The sequence below is a fragment of the Streptomyces sp. DvalAA-43 genome, assembly GCF_900091725.1.
In the GTDB taxonomy this organism is placed as follows: domain Bacteria; phylum Actinomycetota; class Actinomycetes; order Streptomycetales; family Streptomycetaceae; genus Streptomyces; species Streptomyces pulveraceus.
In genome coordinates, this window is the sequence record NZ_FMBW01000094.1 from 201,914 (window position 1) to 217,993 (window position 16,080).

Genomic DNA, 16,080 nt, shown 5'->3' on the forward strand with positions numbered 1-16,080 from the left:
GTCAGGTCTCCCCGTGCTCCGATGTGCGGCGCTGGACCAGGACGGCGGCGACGATGATCGCGCCCTTGGCGATCTGCTGGACGTCGCTCTGCAGATTGTTGAGCGCGAAGATGTTGGTGATGGTCGTGAAGACCAGGACGCCGAGCACGGAGCCGACGATGGTGCCGCGCCCGCCGCTGAGCAGGGTGCCGCCGATGATCGCGGCCGCGATGGCGTCGAGCTCGTAGAGATTGCCGTTGGTGTTCTGGCCCGAGCCGGACAGGATGATCAGCATGAAGGCGGCGATGCCGCAGCACAGTCCGGAGAGCAGATAGAGGAGGAGCCGCTGGCGCCGTACGTCGATGCCGGCCAGCCTGGCTGCCTCCGCGTTGCCGCCGACCGCGACCGTACGCCGTCCGAAGGTCGTACGGTTCAGCACCAGCCAGCCGATGACGGTGACCGCCGCGAACATCATGACCAGGGGCGGGATGCCGAGGACGTAGGAATCGGGCAGGCCCAGGTCGAGGACGGACGTGACGGTGACGATCTGGGTCTTGCCGTCGGTGATCTGGAGCGCCAGGCCGCGGGCCGAGGCGAGCATGGCCAGCGTCGCGATGAACGGCACCATCCGCCCGTACGCGACGAGCAGCCCGTTCACCAGCCCGGCGGCGAGTCCGACGGCGATCGCGGTGAACAGGATGCCCGCGAAGCCGTACTCCTGGGTGGCGACCGTGGTCGCCCAGACGGAGGCGAGCGCGACCATCGCACCGACCGACAGATCGATACCGCCGCTGGTGATGACGAAGGTCATCCCGACGGTGACGACACCGATCACGGAGGCCTGCGTCAGGATCAGCTGGAGGTTCCCGGTGTCCAGGAAGGCGTCGGGCTCGGTGATTCCGCCGACGGCGATCAGTACGGCGAGGACGCCGATGAGCGAGAGGTTGCGGACGTCCACGCGCGGGCCCCGGCCGCGCGGGGGTGCGTCCTTCGTCCGGGGTCCGGGGACCGGGGCGGGGGCGGCCCCGCGGTCCGGCCCGCCCTGCTGCGCCGAGGAGACGGGCTGCGTCATGACGTCGGGCTCCCTTCCATCACTAGGTCGAGTACGCGGTGCTCATCGAGCTCCCGGGCGTCCGCCGTGTGCACGACGCGGCCCTCACGGAGCACCAGCACCCGGTCGGCGAGGCCCAGCACTTCGGGCACCTCGCTGGAGACGAGCAGGACGGCGAGGCCTTCGTCGGCCAGCCGGCGGATCACGGCGTACAACTCGGCGCGGGCTCCGACGTCGACACCGCGGGTCGGTTCGTCGAGCAGCAGGACCCGGCAGCCGCGCAGCAGCCAGCGGGCCAGGACCGCCTTCTGCTGGTTGCCGCCGGAGAGCGTGCGGACGGGGGTGTCCGGGTTGTCGGGGCGCAGCGAGAGTTCGCGGGTGGCCTCGCGGGCCGCCCGGCGTTCGGCCCCGCGGTCGATCCAGCCGGCTCTGGAGAAACGGGACATCGAGGAGACGGAGACATTGCGGGTGACGGATTCGAGCATCAGCAGGGCCTGCGCCTTGCGTTCCTCGGGGGCGAGGCCGATGCCCGCGGCGACGGCCGCACGGACGCTGCCGGGCCTCAGCTGCTTGCCGGCCACCTTCACCCGTCCGGCGGTCGGCCTGCGGGCACCGTAGACGGTCTCCAGGATCTCGGAGCGGCCCGAGCCGACGAGCCCGGCCAGTCCCACGATCTCGCCGGGCCTCAACTCCAGGTCCACCGGGGCGAATTCCCCCTTCCTGGTCAGCCCCTCGACCGTCAGGACGGGCTCCGTCGCGTCCGCTCCCGGACGGCTCGTGGTGCGGGGCGGGAAGACGTACTCGACCTTGCGGCCGGTCATCATGGCAACGATGTCGTGTGTCGGTGTGGACTCGGCGGGCAGCCCGACGGCCACCGCCCGGCCGTCCTTGAGCACCGTCACCCGGTCGCCGATCCGGCGGATCTCCTCCAGGCGGTGCGAGATGTAGACGACGGCGACCCCGTCGGCGGTGACGGAGGCGACGATACGGAAGAGGTTGTCGACCTCGTCCGGGTCGAGCGCGGCGGACGGCTCGTCCATGACGATGAGCCGTACGTCGTGCGAGAGCGCCCGCGCCATGGAGACGATCTGCTGCTGGGCGGCGGACAGCGCGCCGACCGGGCTGGCCGGGTCGATCTCCGGGTGGCCGAGCCGCTTCAGCAGTGCCCCGGCGGCCGTGCGGCCCTCGCGGGTGCGGACGACGAAGCGGGCGGTGGTGGGTTCATGGCCGAGGAAGATGTTCTCGGCGACCGACAGTCCCTCGACCAGGTCCAGTTCCTGGTAGATGGTGGCGATGCCCAGACGCATGGCGGCGATCGGCGACTTCAGCGCGACCGGTGCGCCGCGCCAGGTGATCTCGCCGCCGTCGGGCTGGTGGGCCCCGGCGAGCACCTTGATGAGGGTGGACTTGCCGGCGCCGTTCTGCCCGAGGAGACAGTGGACTTCGCCGGCCTGGACCTCCAGGTCCACGCCGTCGAGGGCGCGTACTCCGGGGAACGACTTGGTGATGCCGGACATGGTGAGCAGGGGTGGTTCTGGTGCCATGACGAATCCCCTCGGCGAATGGGGCCGGTGAGCGGGCAGGGCTGTACCAGGAGCGGTGGTGCGGTGTTCCCGGCGCTCCCGGTGTTTCCGGGGTGCGCCCGTGCGCGGCCGGCCCGGGGGTCAGGCCGGCGAGAAGAGGTGGTCGCTGATGAGCCGGGCGGCGCCGATCACTCCGGCGGCCGGCCCCAACTCGCCCAGCACGATGGGAAGGTTGCCGGTCGCCAGCGGCAGCGACTGGCGGTAGACCTGGGTCCGGACACTGGCGAGGAGGGTGTGCCCGAGGCCGGTCACACCGCCGCCGATCACCACCAGGCCGGGGTTGAAGAAGCTGACGAGTCCCGCGATGACCTGGCCGACCCGGTTGCCGCCCTCGCGGATCAGGTCGAGCGAGGTGGCGTCACCGGCGGCCGCTGCGGCCGCCACATCGGCGGCGGTGAGTTTCCCGGCCGCTTCGAGACGGCCGGCGAGCTCCGCCGACCGCCCGGTGCGTGCCGCGTCCTCCGCGTCGCGGGCGAGCGCGGCACCACTGAAGTGGGCCTCCAGGCAGCCCCGGTTGCCGCAGGCGCAGGCCCGGCCCTCGGGTTCCACCTGGATGTGGCCGATGTCCCCGGCGCTGCCGGTCGTACCGCGGTGGACCTCGCCGCCGACGACGATGCCGCAGCCGATTCCGGTGCCGATCTTGACGCAGAGGAAGTCGCCCACGGAGCGCGCGACGCCCGCGTGCTGTTCCCCCATCGCCATCAGGTTCACATCGTTGTCGACCATGACGGGGCAGCCCAGTTCCTGGCTGAGCGCCTCGCGGACCGGGAAGCCGTCCCAGCCGGGCATGATCGGTGGTGCGACCGGCACGCCTTCGGGGAAGCGGACCGGTCCGGGTACGCCGATCCCGGCGCCGTCGAAACCCTCGGCGAGCCCCGAGGCCCGGAGCTTGGCCGCCATGGACAGCACCTGCTCGAAGACGGCGACGGGGCCTTCGCGTACGTCCATCGGGTGGTTGAGGTGACCCAGGACCTCCAACTCGGCGTTGGTGACGGCCACATCGACGGAGGTGGCGCCGATGTCCACGCCCAGGAAGCGCAGTTGTGGTGCGAGCCGGATGTTGTGCGAGCGGCGCCCGCCGCGGGAGGCGGCGAGCCCGTCGGCCACCACGAGCCCGGTCTCCAGCAGTCTGTCGACCTCGACGGCGAGCTTGGAGCGGGAGAGATCGACCTGATCCCCCAGCTGTGCCCGGGAGTTGGGCCCGCCGTCGCGCAACAGCCGGAGCAGTCGCGCCTGATGCGCATTCGCGGGTCGTGCCGTCATACGTCTCACGCGCCCCTCCCCGCCACATCGGCCTGTACGTCGGGCTTTCGAGGGGAACGTAGCAGCGGTTGCCGGGAGTGGGAAGAAGTTGCGCAGGAATCCACCACAACTTTCTCCACACCGAGGACAAAGCTGTCCGGCCGCCCTCACGAGCCGGACCTCGAAGGGACCGGCCGACCCGGACTCTCAGCGCAGGATTCCGGCCTGCCGGGCGGCCCGCAGCCAGGACGGGAACTCCGACAGAACCCTGTCGTACAGCTCCTGGTCGGAGATCCTCTCGATGTCGTCGACGGCGAAGAAGCCGACGTTGTCGACCCGGCGGCCCGGCATGGTGTCGAAACGTTCCAGCACGCCGTACCGGGAACTGCCGAGTCCGACGAACTGCCAGAAGACCGGCTCCTCGGCGGCCGCCCGCAGCTCCGTCTCGATCTCCTGGTTGCGGTACACACCACCGTCCGAGAAGAACAGGACCAGCGTCGGATCGGGCGCCGGGTGCTCGCGCACGAAGGCCCGCACCTCGGCGATGACCTTCTGCTCCTCGTTCTGGATGCCGACCGTACGCATGTCGATCTGGCCGGGGACCAGCCCCTTGGGCGGCTTCCTGCGCCCGAAGCCGAAGGTCTGCCCCACGCGTACGTGCAGCCTCAGCCACTCGGGCAGGTCACCGGCGGCGAGGTCGGGCAGCCGGGCCGGGTTGCTGGCGAACGTCCACGCCTGCATCTCGCCGTCGTCGTCGAGCTGGGCCGCGACGGCCACCATCCGCTCGGCGACCCCCGCCACCGTGCCCCGCAGGTAGAGGCCGCCCATCGAACCCGACGCGTCGAGGACGAGGACGACGCGTGCGCGCAGCTCCGGCACACCGTGCTTGCTCAGGCTGACCAGGACCTGCCGCTTGCGCAGCGACAGGCGCTCGCGCATCTCCACGGGCAGGCTCTCCTCGCCCTTGGCGAGCCGGGGGCGGGGTTCTCCTCCGGCGTGCCCCGGCGCGGGGGCGGGGAACGACGGCACGGGGGCGGGGTACGCCGGTGCGGGGGCGGGATACGGAGGCGTCTCGGCCGGGGAGCCGGGCCCGGCCGCGGACTGTTCCTCGTCGACGCTGATCCCGAAGTCGGTCGCCAGTCCCGCCAGCCCGCTCGCGTAACCCTGGCCGACCGCGCGGAACTTCCAGCCGCCGTCGCGGCGGTAGAGCTCGCCGCCGATGAGCGCGGTCTCCGTCGCGGCGGCGATGTCGAAGCGGGCCAGTTCGGCGCCGGACTCAGCGTCGAGCAGCCGCAGACACAGTTCCGGCACCTGACCGAATGTGCCGCCGTCGGCGGACGCGCAGAGCGCGACGCGCTCGATGTCCGGCCCCAGCGCGCCCAGTCGGACGTCCAGCGAGTCGCTGCCGGGCTGTCTGCCGACGTGCCGCACGGCGCCCGAAGCGTGCCGGGGCTGGTTGTAGAAGACGAAGTCGTCATCGGATCGCACCCGTCCGCCACGGGTCAGCAGCAGTGCGGAAGCGTCCACGTCCGGCACTCCGGCCCCTGCCGACCAGTCGAGTACGGCCCTGACCGCAGAGGCCGCGAGCGGTATGTTGGCGCCTTTGCTCAGTGTCGTCACACCGGCAAGTCTGCCCGCCGCCCGGCCGGACCCGCGGCGACGGCCCCCGCGACTCCCCGGTCGGGGCGGAGGCCGGTCCGGACGAGCGCCCCGGTCAGCCCTGCTCGCGCTGGTGGTACGTCTTGCGCGTGTGCTCCGTGTGGGAACGCATGATCTCCGTGGCCCGCTGTCCGTCGCGCGCGGAGATCGCCGCGATCAGCGAACGGTGCTCGATCCACGACTGGGCACCGCGCCGACGGGCCACCGGCGTGTAGTACCAGCGGACCCGGCGGCCCACCTGACCGGCGAGCTCGGAGAGGACGACATTGCCCGCCAGCTCCATGACCTTGGCGTGGAAGGCCGCGTTGGTGGCGACCGCCAGGTCCACGTCGTCGTCGGCGACGGCCTGCTCGCCCTTGGCGCAGAGCTCCTCCAGGGCCGCGATGCCCTCCGTTCCGGAGTTGGCCGCGGCGAGACGCGCGGCCTCGGCCTCCAGGAGAGTGCGGACCGAGAGCAGCTGGTCCGCCTCCTCCTCCGTGGGCTCGTGCACGAACGCGCCCTGGGCGGGCCGGAGATCGACCCACCCCTCGGTGTTCAGCCGTTGCAGGGCCTCGCGCACCGGCTGGCGGGAGACCCCGAGATGGCCTGCCAGCTCGCTCTCGACCAGGTGCTGGCCGGGGCGGAGCGCACGCGTCGTGATGAGTTCGAGCAGCGCCTCGTAGACGCGTTCGCGCAGCGGACCGGGCCGTTCCAGCTTCGGCACGGCCCCTTGCGGCAGTCCTGTGGACAACATCGCGGTCCCCCTCCAGCCGACGAGCACCCATTGCTTATCGTCTACAGTCTACCGAGCACAATGCCCCTCAGGGACAGCGGATCACCTGACCCGCGTACGAGAGATTCCCGCCGAAGCCGAAGAGCAGGACCGGCGCACCGCTGTGGACCTCGCCGCGTTCCACCAGTTTGGACAGGGCCATCGGGATCGAGGCCGCGGACGTGTTGCCGGAGTCCACGACATCCCTGGCGATGACCGCGTTGACCGCGCCGATCTTCCTGGCGACGGGTTCGATGATCCGCAGATTGGCCTGGTGCAGCACCACCGCCCCCAGGTCCTCGGGCGCCACTCCGGCCTTCTCGCACACCTTGCGGGCGATGGGCGGCAGCTGCGTGGTGGCCCAGCGGTAGACGGACTGCCCCTCCTGCGCGAAGCGCGGGGGCGTCCCCTCGATCCGTACGGCGTTCCCCATCTCCGGCACCGAACCCCACAGCACGGGACCGATCCCGGGCCCGGCCGCCCCGTCCGGCTCCGCGACCACGACCGCCGCGCCGGCCCCGTCGCCGAGCAGGACACAGGTGCTGCGGTCGGTCCAGTCGGCGATGTCCGCCATCTTGTCGGCACCGATGACCAGCACGCGCTCGGCCGCCCCGGCCCGGATCGCATGGTCGGCGGTGGCGAGGGCGTGGGTGAAGCCGGAGCAGACCACGTTGATGTCCATCACCGCGGGCGAGCCCATCCCGAGCCGGGCGGCGACGCGCGCCGACATGCTCGGCGAGCGGTCGATCGCGGTCGAGGTGGCGACCAGCACCAGATCGACCTCGGCCGGCTCCAGCCCCGCCGCGGCCAGCGCCTTGGCCCCCGCGTACGCGGCCATCTCGTCCACCGGCTCGTCCGGCCCCCCGACGTGGCGGGTCCTGATGCCGACCCGACTGGTGATCCACTCGTCGCTGGTATCGACCATGGCCGCCAGATCGTCGTTGGTGAGCACTCTGGCGGGCTGATAGTGGCCGAGCGCCACGACACGTGAGCCGGTCATGTACAGGGTCCCCTCGCTACGGATGGCAGGAACCATCCAGTCTTGGTCGCTACCGTCCGGTACAGGGGCACGTGTTCCCACAGGAATAGCGTCCGGCCGTTGGAGGCTTGACAACAGACTTGCCCCTTACAAAGGCATTTTGTAGACAAAACTCCGGTGCTCGGCCTCCTGCCCTGACGCGAAGTCACGCCGCGTGTGCAGGACAATGACATCGCCGGGCCGTCTCTCCGCCTCTCCGCACGATGATCCGGTGTCCGGGGCAGCATCCGCAGCAAGGGCCGGTTCGGCTTCCACCACGTACCGGTTCGGCTCCCACCACCTACAGAATCGGGTTCAACCGCCATGGGTCGGGTCACCGAGCGTCGCCGCACCATCCGCATCCGGGACGGAGCCGTCTCCACCCGCCCCGATACGCTCGTCGCCGAGGAGCCCCTGGAGATCCGGCTGAACGGCAAGCCGCTCGCCATCACGATGCGCACACCGGGTGACGACTTCGCCCTGGCGGCCGGGTTCCTGGTGAGCGAGGGCGTCATCGGCGACGGGTCCGAGGTGCAGTCGATCGTCTACTGCGCCGGAGCCACCGCCGACGGCGTCAACACGTACAACGTGGTCGATGTGCGGCTCGCCCCCGGCGTCCCGGTCCCCGACATCACGCTCGAACGCAATGTGTACACCACCTCGTCCTGCGGGCTGTGCGGCAAGGCGAGCCTCGACGCGGTACGCACCACGACCCGGCACCCGGTCGCCGACGCTCCCCCGCTCCGGGTCGGGCCCGCCCTGCTCTCCGCCCTCCCCGACCGGCTGCGCGCCGCGCAGCGGGTCTTCGACCGGACCGGGGGGCTGCACGCGGCGGCGCTGTTCTCCGAGACGGGTGAGCTGCTCGACATCCGGGAGGACGTCGGGCGGCACAACGCGGTCGACAAGCTGGTCGGCCGGGCCCTCACCGACCACCGGCTGCCGCTGTCCCGGGCGATTCTGCTGGTGTCGGGGCGGGCCTCGTTCGAGCTGGCCCAGAAGGCGGTGATGGCCGGGATCCCGATGCTCGCGGCGGTCTCGGCGCCCTCGTCCCTCGCGGTCGATCTGGCGGCCGAGTCCGGACTGACCCTGGTCGGCTTCCTCCGGGGCCCTTCGATGAACGTGTACGCGGGCGAGCACCGGATCGCGCTGGAAACGACGGACGGCCAGGACTGACGCGCCCCGCCCGCCCGCACCGGCGAACGGACCGGACAGACCGGGGTCCGGCCGACGCGAGGCCCCTCGCGCCGACCGGATCCGGCTCAGCTCATCGCGGCGGCCTCCCGCGCCACCGCTCCGCCCGCCGGGCTCTCCTCCCGCGCATCGCGCGAGCGGCGCTTGGCGATCACGGCGCACACCATCAGCTGCATCTGATGGAAGAGCATCAGCGGCAGGACGGCGAGGGACGCCTGAGCCCCGAACAGCACGCTCGCCATCGGCAGCCCCGAGGCCAGGCTCTTCTTCGAACCGGCGAACTGGATGGCGATCCGGTCCTCCCGGTCGAAACCGAGCCGCTTCCCCCCGTACCAGGTCAGCGCGAGCATCAGGGCGAGCAGCAGCACCTCGGCACCGAGCAGCGCCCCGAGCCGGGCCGGGGTGACCTGGTGCCAGATGCCCGCGACCATGCCTTCGCTGAAGGCCGTGTAGACGACGAGCAGGATCGAGCCGCGGTCGACGTAGCCGAGGACCTTCTTGTGGCGGGTGATGAAGCCGCCGATCCAGCGGCGCAGCAGTTGCCCGGCGACGAAGGGCAGCAGCAGCTGGACCCCGATCTTCAGCAGCGCGTCCGCCGAGAACCCGCCGCCGTCGTTGCCGAGCAGGGCGGCCGCGAGCAGCGGGGTGAGGAAGATCCCGGCGATCGAGGAGAAGGAGCCCGCGCAGATCGCCGCGGGCACGTTGCCGCGGGCGATCGAGGTGAAGGCGATCGACGACTGGATGGTCGACGGGACGAGGCAGAGGAAGAGGAAGCCGCTGTACAGCTGCGGCGTCAGGACATACGGCACCAGCCCCCGGCCCGCCAGGCCGAGCAGCGGGAACGCCACGAAGGTGCAGATCAGTACGGTGAGATGAAGCCGCCAGTGCTTGAGGCCGTCCAGCGCCTCGGCGGTGGAGAGCCGGGCGCCGTACAGGAAGAAGAGGAAGGCGACCGCTCCGGTCGAGGCACCGCCCGCCGCCTCCGCGGCGGTCCCTGACGCGGGCAGTACCGCCGCGAGCACGACGGTGCCGATCAGCGCCAGGATGTACGGGTCGAGCGGCAGCCAGGACGGCAGCTTCAGGGTGCGGCGACTCATGTGCTCCACAGGTTCTCTTGGTTCTGATCGTGCCCTCTCCATGCTGCTCCCCATCGGCGCGATCGGGAATCCCGCACACCGCTCTCACTGTCATCACGGTGCGCGATAGCCTGGCGCCATGTACGACCCCGCACAGCTCCGTACCTTTCTCGCCGTCGCCCAGACGCTGAGCTTCACCCGGGCCGCGCGCCGGCTCGGGGTGCGGCAGTCCACCGTGAGCCAGCATGTGCGGCGCCTGGAGGATGCGGCGGGGCGGCAGCTGTTCGTCCGGGACACGCACCGGGTCGACCTCACCGTGGACGGCGAGGCGATGCTGGGCTTCGCGCGGACGATACTCGCCGCCCATGAGCGGGCCGCGGCCTTCTTCACCGGGACCCGGTTGCGCGGGCGGCTGCGGTTCGGGGTCTCCGAGGATTTCGTGCTGACCCGGCTGCCGGAGATCCTGGAGTCGTTCCGCCGCGACCACCCGGAGGTCGAGCTGGAGCTGACGGTGGAGCTCTCCGGCACGCTGCATCAGCGGCTGGCGGCAGGCCGGCTCGATCTGGTGCTCGCCAAGCGGCGCGCCGGGGACACCCACGGCGAGCTGGTCTGGCAGGACACGCTCGCCTGGATCGGCGCACCCCAGCTGCGGATCGACCCGGACCGTCCGGTTCCGCTGATCCTCTTCCCGCCGCCGGGCATCACCCGGGCCCGCGCCCTGGAGGTTCTGGAGGAGCACGGCCGGCCCTGGCGGGTGGCCTGCACCAGCACCAGTCTGAGCGGACTGATCGCGGCGGCCCACGCGGGGCTGGGCGTGATGGCCCACAGCCGGGGACTGATCCCGACGGGCCTGGCACCGGTCCCGGCCAGGGCCGGGCTGCCGGAGCTGGGCGGCGTGGATTTCGTCCTGTCGCACGGCCGCCGCCGCGACGGGGCGCACGAGGCTGCGGACGCGCTGGCGTCAGCGATCCTGGCGGGCGGCAACCGGCTGATCCCGGCCTTGGGGAACATCGGTACAACGGTCATCGGCGAGAACGATCTTGGTCGGCCGGCACAGTGATCGGATGCCGCGCCGGGCTTCCGGGGAAGTGCGGGACCCGGACGCGGTCGAGTTCGACGGTGACGGTGACGGTGACGAACGAGGGGCGCTGCCGCAGCGCTCTTCCGCGGGCCGGGCGGTCGTTGAACGGGGCGGACGGGACCGGGCGAGGGCCAGGACAGCGAAGGGGCCCGGAGGGATCCGGACCTCCGTGGCTCCAGCGGGTCAGAGCCCTGTCAGAGGGCCGGAGCGTCGGAGATGCGATAGCCCACCCCGGGCATCGTCATGATGACCATCGGGCTGCCCAGCTTGCGGCGCAACCTGCCGATGGTGACGGTCACCGTGTTGGTGAAGGGATCGGCGTTCTCGTCCCATACCTGTTCCAGCAGGTCCTCGGCGCTCAGGAAGCCTGGACTGGCGCGCAGCAGCGCCTCCAGGACGGCGAACTCCTTGACGGACAGCTCCAGCGGACGGCCGTCACGCAGGGCGTTCCGGCGTACCGGGTCGAGTTCGAGGCCGGCGGCACGCAGCGTGCGGGCCCGCGCGGCCGGCCTGCGGCGGGCCAGGGACCGGATGCGCAGGATCAACTCCGGGAAGTGGAAGGGCTTGCCGAGGTAGTCGTCGGCGCCGAGGGTGAGACCGCTGACCCGGTCGCCGGGAGCCCCGGCCGCGGTCAGCATCAGCACCATCGCGCGGTCGTCCCGCTCGGTGATCATCTGGCAGAGCGTGTCGCCGTGGATGCCGGGCAGGTCGCGGTCGAGGACCACCACGTCGTAGACGTTCAGATCGAGCTTGGCGGCGGCGGCCAGACCGTCGTGGGCAATGTCGACGGCCATCCCCTGATCCCGCAGTCCCTCGGCGACGACCTCGGCCAGCGACCTCGCGTCCTCCACGACCAGAATTCTCATGGTGTCACCCCGTCCGAACGGGCTGCCGACGGCAACGCCGCCACGACGCGCAGGCCGCCCTCCGGCCGGGCCTGAAGCGCGAGGCGGCCGTCGTGTGCCGCGACGATCGCCGCGACGATCGACAAGCCCAGGCCTGAACTCCCCTCCGGCCCCGTCCGGTCGGTGCCGAGCCGCTCGAACGGCTGCGTCAGCCGGTCCACCTGGTCCTGGTCGAAGATGCGCCCGCCGGTCTCGACGACCAGGCGTGCTTCCGTAGCGGTGTGCTCGGTGGAAATCCGGACCCAGCCGCTCTCCTGGTTGTGCACGATCGCGTTGTCGACCATGTTCTCCACCATCCGGAACAGCAGCGCCTCGCTCCCCTCAGTCCGGACGTTCGCCCGCACCTCGTCGTCGACGGTCAGCGCCTTCGCGGCGATATCGGCGGTCCGGGCGGCCAGCGCCCTTCGCGCCAGCTCGCCGAGCGACACGGGGGTCCGGTCGGCCAGGGTGCCGTGCTGCGCCCGCGCAAGGACGAGGAAGCCGTCCAACAGGTGATCCACCCGGTCGAGCTCGGCCCGCAGTCGGCCGGCGAGTGCGACGGTCTGTGCCGCCGGCTCCGGTTTGGCGACGGCGACGTCCAGCGACGCCCGCATCGTCGCCAGCGGTGTACGCAGTTCGTGCGAGGCGTTGCCGACGAACCGGCGCTGTGCGACGAACGAGACTTCGAGGCGTTCCAGAAGACCGTCGACCGTGTCGGCGAGCTCCTTGACCTCGTCGACAGGTCCGGCCACGGCGAGCCGCTGATACAGGTTCTCCGCGGAGATCCGCCGTGTCGCCGCGGTGATCAGCCGCAACGGGCGAAGCACCCGGTCGGCGAGGATCCGGCCGAGCAGGAGCGAGACGCCCGCCATCACCGCCAGCGCGATCAGCGAGCCGACCAGCAACCGGTGGTTCTGTTGCGCGTGCACCTCCGAGAGCTGCCTCCCCAGGTCCCGGATCCGCTGCTCGGCCGAGGCGAGGTCGGATCTGCCCGCCGGGACCTGTTCCGGGACCTGTCCCGGAATCCCTTCGGGGGCGAGCGTGGTCACCCGGGTGCCGGACATCAGGTAGATCAGGGCGAGCAGTACGGTTCCGGACCCGAGGAACCCACCGGCGTACAAGATCGTGAATCGTCGGCGGACGGTCCCACCCCACGGCTTGCCCATGGTCCACCACCCTTTCGCGTCCGGCCGGACCCAGCATGCCCAACCGCACCTAACAACGATGTGACAGTTGCGGTTCGGACCACGTCACGGCCGGATCCGTAGACCGGAACCATGTTTCCTACCAGAGAACAACTCCGGCGGGAGTGGACCGAGTTCCGGCGGGTGGGCCGGCTGATCGCGATGGCGGTCGCGGCCCTGGCCGTCGTCGCCCTGGGTCTGCACTACGCGTTCGGCAACCACGCCTCGTGCGGCGGCCCCTGCCCGGCCGAACCGACCGGGCCGGACGGCTCCCTCGTCAACGACCAGTTCTCCTTCCTGCACCGCGACATGGGCACCGACGGCAGCATCACGGTCCGGATGACGTCCATGACGGGAACGATCACCTACCCGCCACCGGACCACGATCGGATCGTCCGGGGACTGGTGCCGTGGGCGAAGGCCGGGATCATCATCAAGGACGGTGTCCGCCAGGGGTCCTCCTACGCAGCGCTGATGGCCACCGGCCGACACGGCGTGCGGATGCAGTACGACTACCGTCATGACATCGCCGGCAGCGGCAGGGGCGTCGCGGGTGGCGCGCCGCGCTGGCTGCGGCTGACCCGGTCGGGTGACACCGTCACCGGCCATGAGTCCGCCGACGGCACGAAGTGGACGAAGGTCGCCACCGTGCGGCTGCCCGGGCTTCCCGAGACCGTGCAGGTCGGCCTGTTCGCGGCCTCCCCCGGAGACCTGACGCTGCGGCGGACCGGCCTGGGCGGCGCCACGGAACAGGTGCGCTGGACGCAGGCCGGCGGCACCTTCGACAACATCGCCCTCCAGGGCGCAGCCGCCGGGGAATGGAGCGATGACGCCGTCGGCGAACGGAACCGGACGGACTGGGAGAAGTACCACCTGGCGTCCGGGGCGGTGGAGAAGAAAGGCACGATCACCGTCACCGGCACCGGCGACATCGGCCCGGCAGGCGCCGAGGACGGCGCCCGCCCGGTGGAACGCGCCCTGAGCGGCCTGGCCCTGGCGTTGCTCATCGTGCTCGTGGTCGCCGTGCGGTTCGCCGCTACCCGGCACCGAGCCGGGCCCGCGGACGGCACTCCGGTCACCCGCCCCCGCCTCGCGGCGAAGGCGATCGTCGTCGCAGCCGTCACGTTCGTGACCACTGTCCTCGCCCTTGGCATCGTGATCCCGGCCGGCGTGACGATCCTGAAGAACAACGGGATCCCCGTCATCGGGGTGTCCGCGCTCACCGGAACACGGGTCGTCGTCGGCACGGCCGGCGCCCTCGCCCTCGCCGCCGTGCTCGCCCTCGCGCTCGGCTCCCTTCTGCGGCGCGCCTGGCCGGCGATTCTCGTTGCCGTCCTGACGATCGCGGTCCCGTACGTGGTGACCTCCGTCCCGCTGCTCGCCGACGGCCTGTCGCAGTGGCTGCTGCGGGTCACTCCGGCCGCCGGCTTCGCCGTCCAGCAGACCCTCGTCGAGTATCCGCAGGCCGTCGCCCACTACGCCCCCTCCGCCGGATATTTCCCGCTTCCGTGGTGGGCCGGGATCGCCGTGCTGTGTGGGTACGCGGCGGTGCTCCTGGGGCTCGCTCTGAACCGCCTGCCGCAGAGCGACGAACGGGCCGGGCAACCGGTGGACCGGGAGTGACCCCTGACGGCGCCGGGGTTCGCGATCTCCCGCGCCGGGTGCGGCTCTGCACCCCGATGGCGTCCGCCCCGTGAAGCGCGGGGTTCGGAGCAGGCGCTCGGGCGGCTTGCTCCGGACCCCGCCCCCGGAAGGTCAGTTGACGGCCAGGACCGCCGTGTTGTTCGTGAGGTCCGGGTCGAAGTCGAAGGGGTACTCGCCGAACTCGCCGAACGCGGGGTGGATGCTCACGGCACCGGTCGCACCGGGCACCACGGTGTCGATGCGCACGGAGAACGCGAACGTGCGCCGGGTGTCTTCCAGCACCCAGTACCGCAGGGCGCAGTCGTAGCGCGGGGCGCCCGTCCGGTTCGGGTAGTAGCCGCCGCCGAGGGTGTGCGGGGAGCAGCCGGACGGCACACCGGTGACCGTGGTGCCTTCGGGCACGATCAGCCGGACCCCGGCGACCGGGTCGCCGGAGCCGAGGTTCCCGAACCAGGCCGGGCCGTTGTTCTTGAACGTGAGTTCGGCCGTGGCCGTCTCGCCCGCCGCACCGGAGATGACGTCGCCGGTCACGGAGAAGTCCGCGGTGTTCTCCGCACCGATCTGGAGGATCGCGTAGTTGTTCTGGGAGTCGATGTCCTCGGCGCCGTCGCCCGGCTGGACGTCGATGTCCAGCCGCTCGTTCAGCGCGTGCGGGGCCAGTCGCACCGTCAGCGGCTCGGGCAGCTCGAAGGAGTCGCCCGGCGCCAGCACCCGGTCGAAGGTGCAGACCGCATGTTTCGACGGGGCGTAGTCGTTGTCGTCCGTCGTGGTGTAGGTGCAGGCGTCGTACCGGGTCAGATCCGTCAGGCCGTACGAGGCGGACAGCTTGACGGTGAACCCGTTCGCGCTCCGGTTGCCGTTGTTGGTGACCTTGAACGGGATCGTCCGCTCGTCGCCGGGCCGGCCGTCCTCGATGTCGGCGACGGGGTCGATGGCGAGGTCGGGCCCCGCGCCGACGGTGAGCGTGGTGTCGAAGCTCTCGTGCGGCGCGGTGAGCGTGCCGTCGGGTCCGCCGGTGGCCGTCGCCTCATAGGTGATCCTGCCGTGTGCGCCGGCTTCGGCGCCGTCGGCCGCGCGCACGGTCAGGAACACCTGGTCCTCGTAGTCGCCCCCGATCGCGGGAACCACGGGGATGTCGCACACCGCACTCGTACCGCTCGGCGTGCAGTTGTCGGGCCAGGCCACCTCGGCGACCCCGGCGAGGTCGGAGACGTCCACGGTGAGCCTGCCGTCGGTCACCGTGAAGTTCTCGTTGTCGTGGTAGATGCCGACGCCGAGAGTGCGGGACTGCGGCTGACCGCCGTCGGTGCCGAGCGGAAGCGTCTGCTGGTACGGCTCGTTGATCCACAACTGGTCGGTCTGCGGCGAGTCGTCGTCGGCGAACGCGGGCGCGGCGAGGCCGGCCGTCAGCAGACCGGCCGCCACCGCCACGGCTGCGCCGGATCTGAGACGTACCGGGCGTCCGGCAGAGAACAGTCTCATTGCTACCCCCCAAGGGTGTGGTAAGGCGCCGGCAGCCCCGGCGCACCGGAAGGATCATCACATGGCAGGGGATCACGTCGCGCCCCGGTTTTCGGCCGCCGACCGCCCGCGCCGCCGGGATCCACGGACGGCGCCGGCCGACCATGCGATCCTCTCGATTCATATGAAAAACGAGCAAACCTTGGTGAATACCCCCGGAACGGGAGTGGCAGCCGCGTACAGATTCGGTGGAGATTCCGGCGCCCGCCGGTTACT

At 71.3% G+C, this 16,080-nt stretch carries 13 protein-coding genes; 3 read left to right on the top strand and 10 right to left on the bottom strand.

Annotated features, from left to right (window positions below):
• Position 1: 1 nt before the first annotated feature.
• The 6 genes from GA0115234_RS39375 to GA0115234_RS39400 form a co-directional block, all read right to left on the bottom strand.
• Entirely contained in the window at positions 2–1,051 is a 1,050-nt protein-coding gene (locus GA0115234_RS39375; RefSeq protein WP_093551405.1) for an ABC transporter permease, read from the bottom strand.
• Positions 1,048–2,574 (bottom strand): sugar ABC transporter ATP-binding protein, encoded by a 1,527-nt coding sequence (locus tag GA0115234_RS39380; RefSeq protein WP_093551407.1) that lies wholly within the window; start codon positions 2,572–2,574, stop codon positions 1,048–1,050. Before GA0115234_RS39380 ends, GA0115234_RS39375 begins: the two co-directional genes overlap by 4 nt.
• A 120-nt stretch (positions 2,575–2,694) precedes the next feature.
• Entirely contained in the window at positions 2,695–3,876 is a 1,182-nt protein-coding gene (locus GA0115234_RS39385; RefSeq protein ID WP_093551409.1) for an ROK family transcriptional regulator, read from the bottom strand.
• A gap of 186 nt (positions 3,877–4,062) precedes the next feature.
• A complete protein-coding gene (locus tag GA0115234_RS39390; protein ID WP_093551410.1) occupies positions 4,063–5,475 on the bottom strand; it encodes a VWA domain-containing protein in 1,413 nt (470 codons plus the stop codon).
• 94 nt (positions 5,476–5,569) lie between these two features.
• Complete coding sequence (locus tag GA0115234_RS39395; protein WP_093551412.1) at positions 5,570–6,247, bottom strand: GntR family transcriptional regulator; 678 nt, start codon at positions 6,245–6,247, stop codon at positions 5,570–5,572.
• A 67-nt stretch (positions 6,248–6,314) separates the two neighbouring features.
• Positions 6,315–7,265 carry a beta-ketoacyl-ACP synthase III gene (locus GA0115234_RS39400; protein WP_093551414.1) on the bottom strand — a complete coding sequence of 317 codons (951 nt, stop codon included), beginning with the start codon at positions 7,263–7,265 and terminating at the stop codon, positions 6,315–6,317.
• Between the two features lie 342 nt (positions 7,266–7,607).
• Here GA0115234_RS39400 and fdhD point away from each other — a divergent pair, with 342 nt between their 5' ends.
• On the top strand, positions 7,608–8,456 hold the full coding sequence (gene fdhD / locus GA0115234_RS39405; protein ID WP_093551415.1) for a formate dehydrogenase accessory sulfurtransferase FdhD: 849 nt from the start codon (positions 7,608–7,610) through the stop codon (positions 8,454–8,456).
• 86 nt (positions 8,457–8,542) lie between these two features.
• Here the strand turns inward: fdhD and GA0115234_RS39410 are convergent, their stop codons facing one another.
• On the bottom strand, positions 8,543–9,571 hold the full coding sequence (locus GA0115234_RS39410) for a bile acid:sodium symporter family protein (protein WP_093551573.1): 1,029 nt from the start codon (positions 9,569–9,571) through the stop codon (positions 8,543–8,545).
• Positions 9,572–9,689: 118 nt separating this feature from the next.
• Here GA0115234_RS39410 and GA0115234_RS39415 point away from each other — a divergent pair, with 118 nt between their 5' ends.
• Positions 9,690–10,610 carry a LysR substrate-binding domain-containing protein gene (locus GA0115234_RS39415; protein WP_093551417.1) on the top strand — a complete coding sequence of 307 codons (921 nt, stop codon included), beginning with the start codon at positions 9,690–9,692 and terminating at the stop codon, positions 10,608–10,610.
• Positions 10,611–10,825: 215 nt separating this feature from the next.
• Here GA0115234_RS39415 and GA0115234_RS39420 read toward each other — a convergent pair whose 3' ends face one another.
• The gene (locus GA0115234_RS39420; protein ID WP_093551419.1) at positions 10,826–11,497 is read right to left on the bottom strand and encodes a response regulator transcription factor; all 672 of its coding nucleotides are present in this window, start codon (positions 11,495–11,497) and stop codon (positions 10,826–10,828) included.
• Positions 11,494–12,681, bottom strand: coding sequence for a sensor histidine kinase (locus GA0115234_RS39425; protein WP_093551421.1), 1,188 nt, complete (start codon positions 12,679–12,681; stop codon positions 11,494–11,496). The genes GA0115234_RS39420 and GA0115234_RS39425 overlap by 4 nt, the downstream gene beginning before the upstream one ends.
• 111 nt (positions 12,682–12,792) lie before the next feature.
• Between GA0115234_RS39425 and GA0115234_RS39430 the strand changes: the two genes are divergently transcribed.
• On the top strand, positions 12,793–14,322 hold the full coding sequence (locus GA0115234_RS39430; protein WP_093551423.1) for a hypothetical protein: 1,530 nt from the start codon (positions 12,793–12,795) through the stop codon (positions 14,320–14,322).
• 132 nt (positions 14,323–14,454) lie between these two features.
• Here GA0115234_RS39430 and GA0115234_RS39435 read toward each other — a convergent pair whose 3' ends face one another.
• Positions 14,455–15,825 carry a hypothetical protein gene (locus tag GA0115234_RS39435; protein WP_093551425.1) on the bottom strand — a complete coding sequence of 457 codons (1,371 nt, stop codon included), beginning with the start codon at positions 15,823–15,825 and terminating at the stop codon, positions 14,455–14,457.
• Positions 15,826–16,080: the final 255 nt, after the last annotated feature.

Excerpts from the sequence above, each read along its gene's own strand:
- GA0115234_RS39420 (WP_093551419.1), bottom strand. The coding sequence starts at position 11,497 with ATGAGAATTCTGGTCGTGGAGGACGCGAGGTCGCTGGCCGAGGTCGTC.
- GA0115234_RS39375 (WP_093551405.1), bottom strand. The coding sequence starts at position 1,051 with ATGACGCAGCCCGTCTCCTCGGCGCAGCAGGGCGGGCCGGACCGCGGG.
- GA0115234_RS39385 (WP_093551409.1), bottom strand. The coding sequence starts at position 3,876 with ATGACGGCACGACCCGCGAATGCGCATCAGGCGCGACTGCTCCGGCTG.
- GA0115234_RS39425 (WP_093551421.1), bottom strand. The coding sequence starts at position 12,681 with ATGGGCAAGCCGTGGGGTGGGACCGTCCGCCGACGATTCACGATCTTG.
- GA0115234_RS39435 (WP_093551425.1), bottom strand. The coding sequence starts at position 15,825 with ATGAGACTGTTCTCTGCCGGACGCCCGGTACGTCTCAGATCCGGCGCA.
- GA0115234_RS39400 (WP_093551414.1), bottom strand. The coding sequence starts at position 7,265 with ATGACCGGCTCACGTGTCGTGGCGCTCGGCCACTATCAGCCCGCCAGA.
- GA0115234_RS39430 (WP_093551423.1), top strand. The coding sequence starts at position 12,793 with ATGTTTCCTACCAGAGAACAACTCCGGCGGGAGTGGACCGAGTTCCGG.
- GA0115234_RS39410 (WP_093551573.1), bottom strand. The coding sequence starts at position 9,571 with ATGAGTCGCCGCACCCTGAAGCTGCCGTCCTGGCTGCCGCTCGACCCG.
- GA0115234_RS39395 (WP_093551412.1), bottom strand. The coding sequence starts at position 6,247 with ATGTTGTCCACAGGACTGCCGCAAGGGGCCGTGCCGAAGCTGGAACGG.
- GA0115234_RS39415 (WP_093551417.1), top strand. The coding sequence starts at position 9,690 with ATGTACGACCCCGCACAGCTCCGTACCTTTCTCGCCGTCGCCCAGACG.
- GA0115234_RS39380 (WP_093551407.1), bottom strand. The coding sequence starts at position 2,574 with ATGGCACCAGAACCACCCCTGCTCACCATGTCCGGCATCACCAAGTCG.
- fdhD (WP_093551415.1), top strand. The coding sequence starts at position 7,608 with ATGGGTCGGGTCACCGAGCGTCGCCGCACCATCCGCATCCGGGACGGA.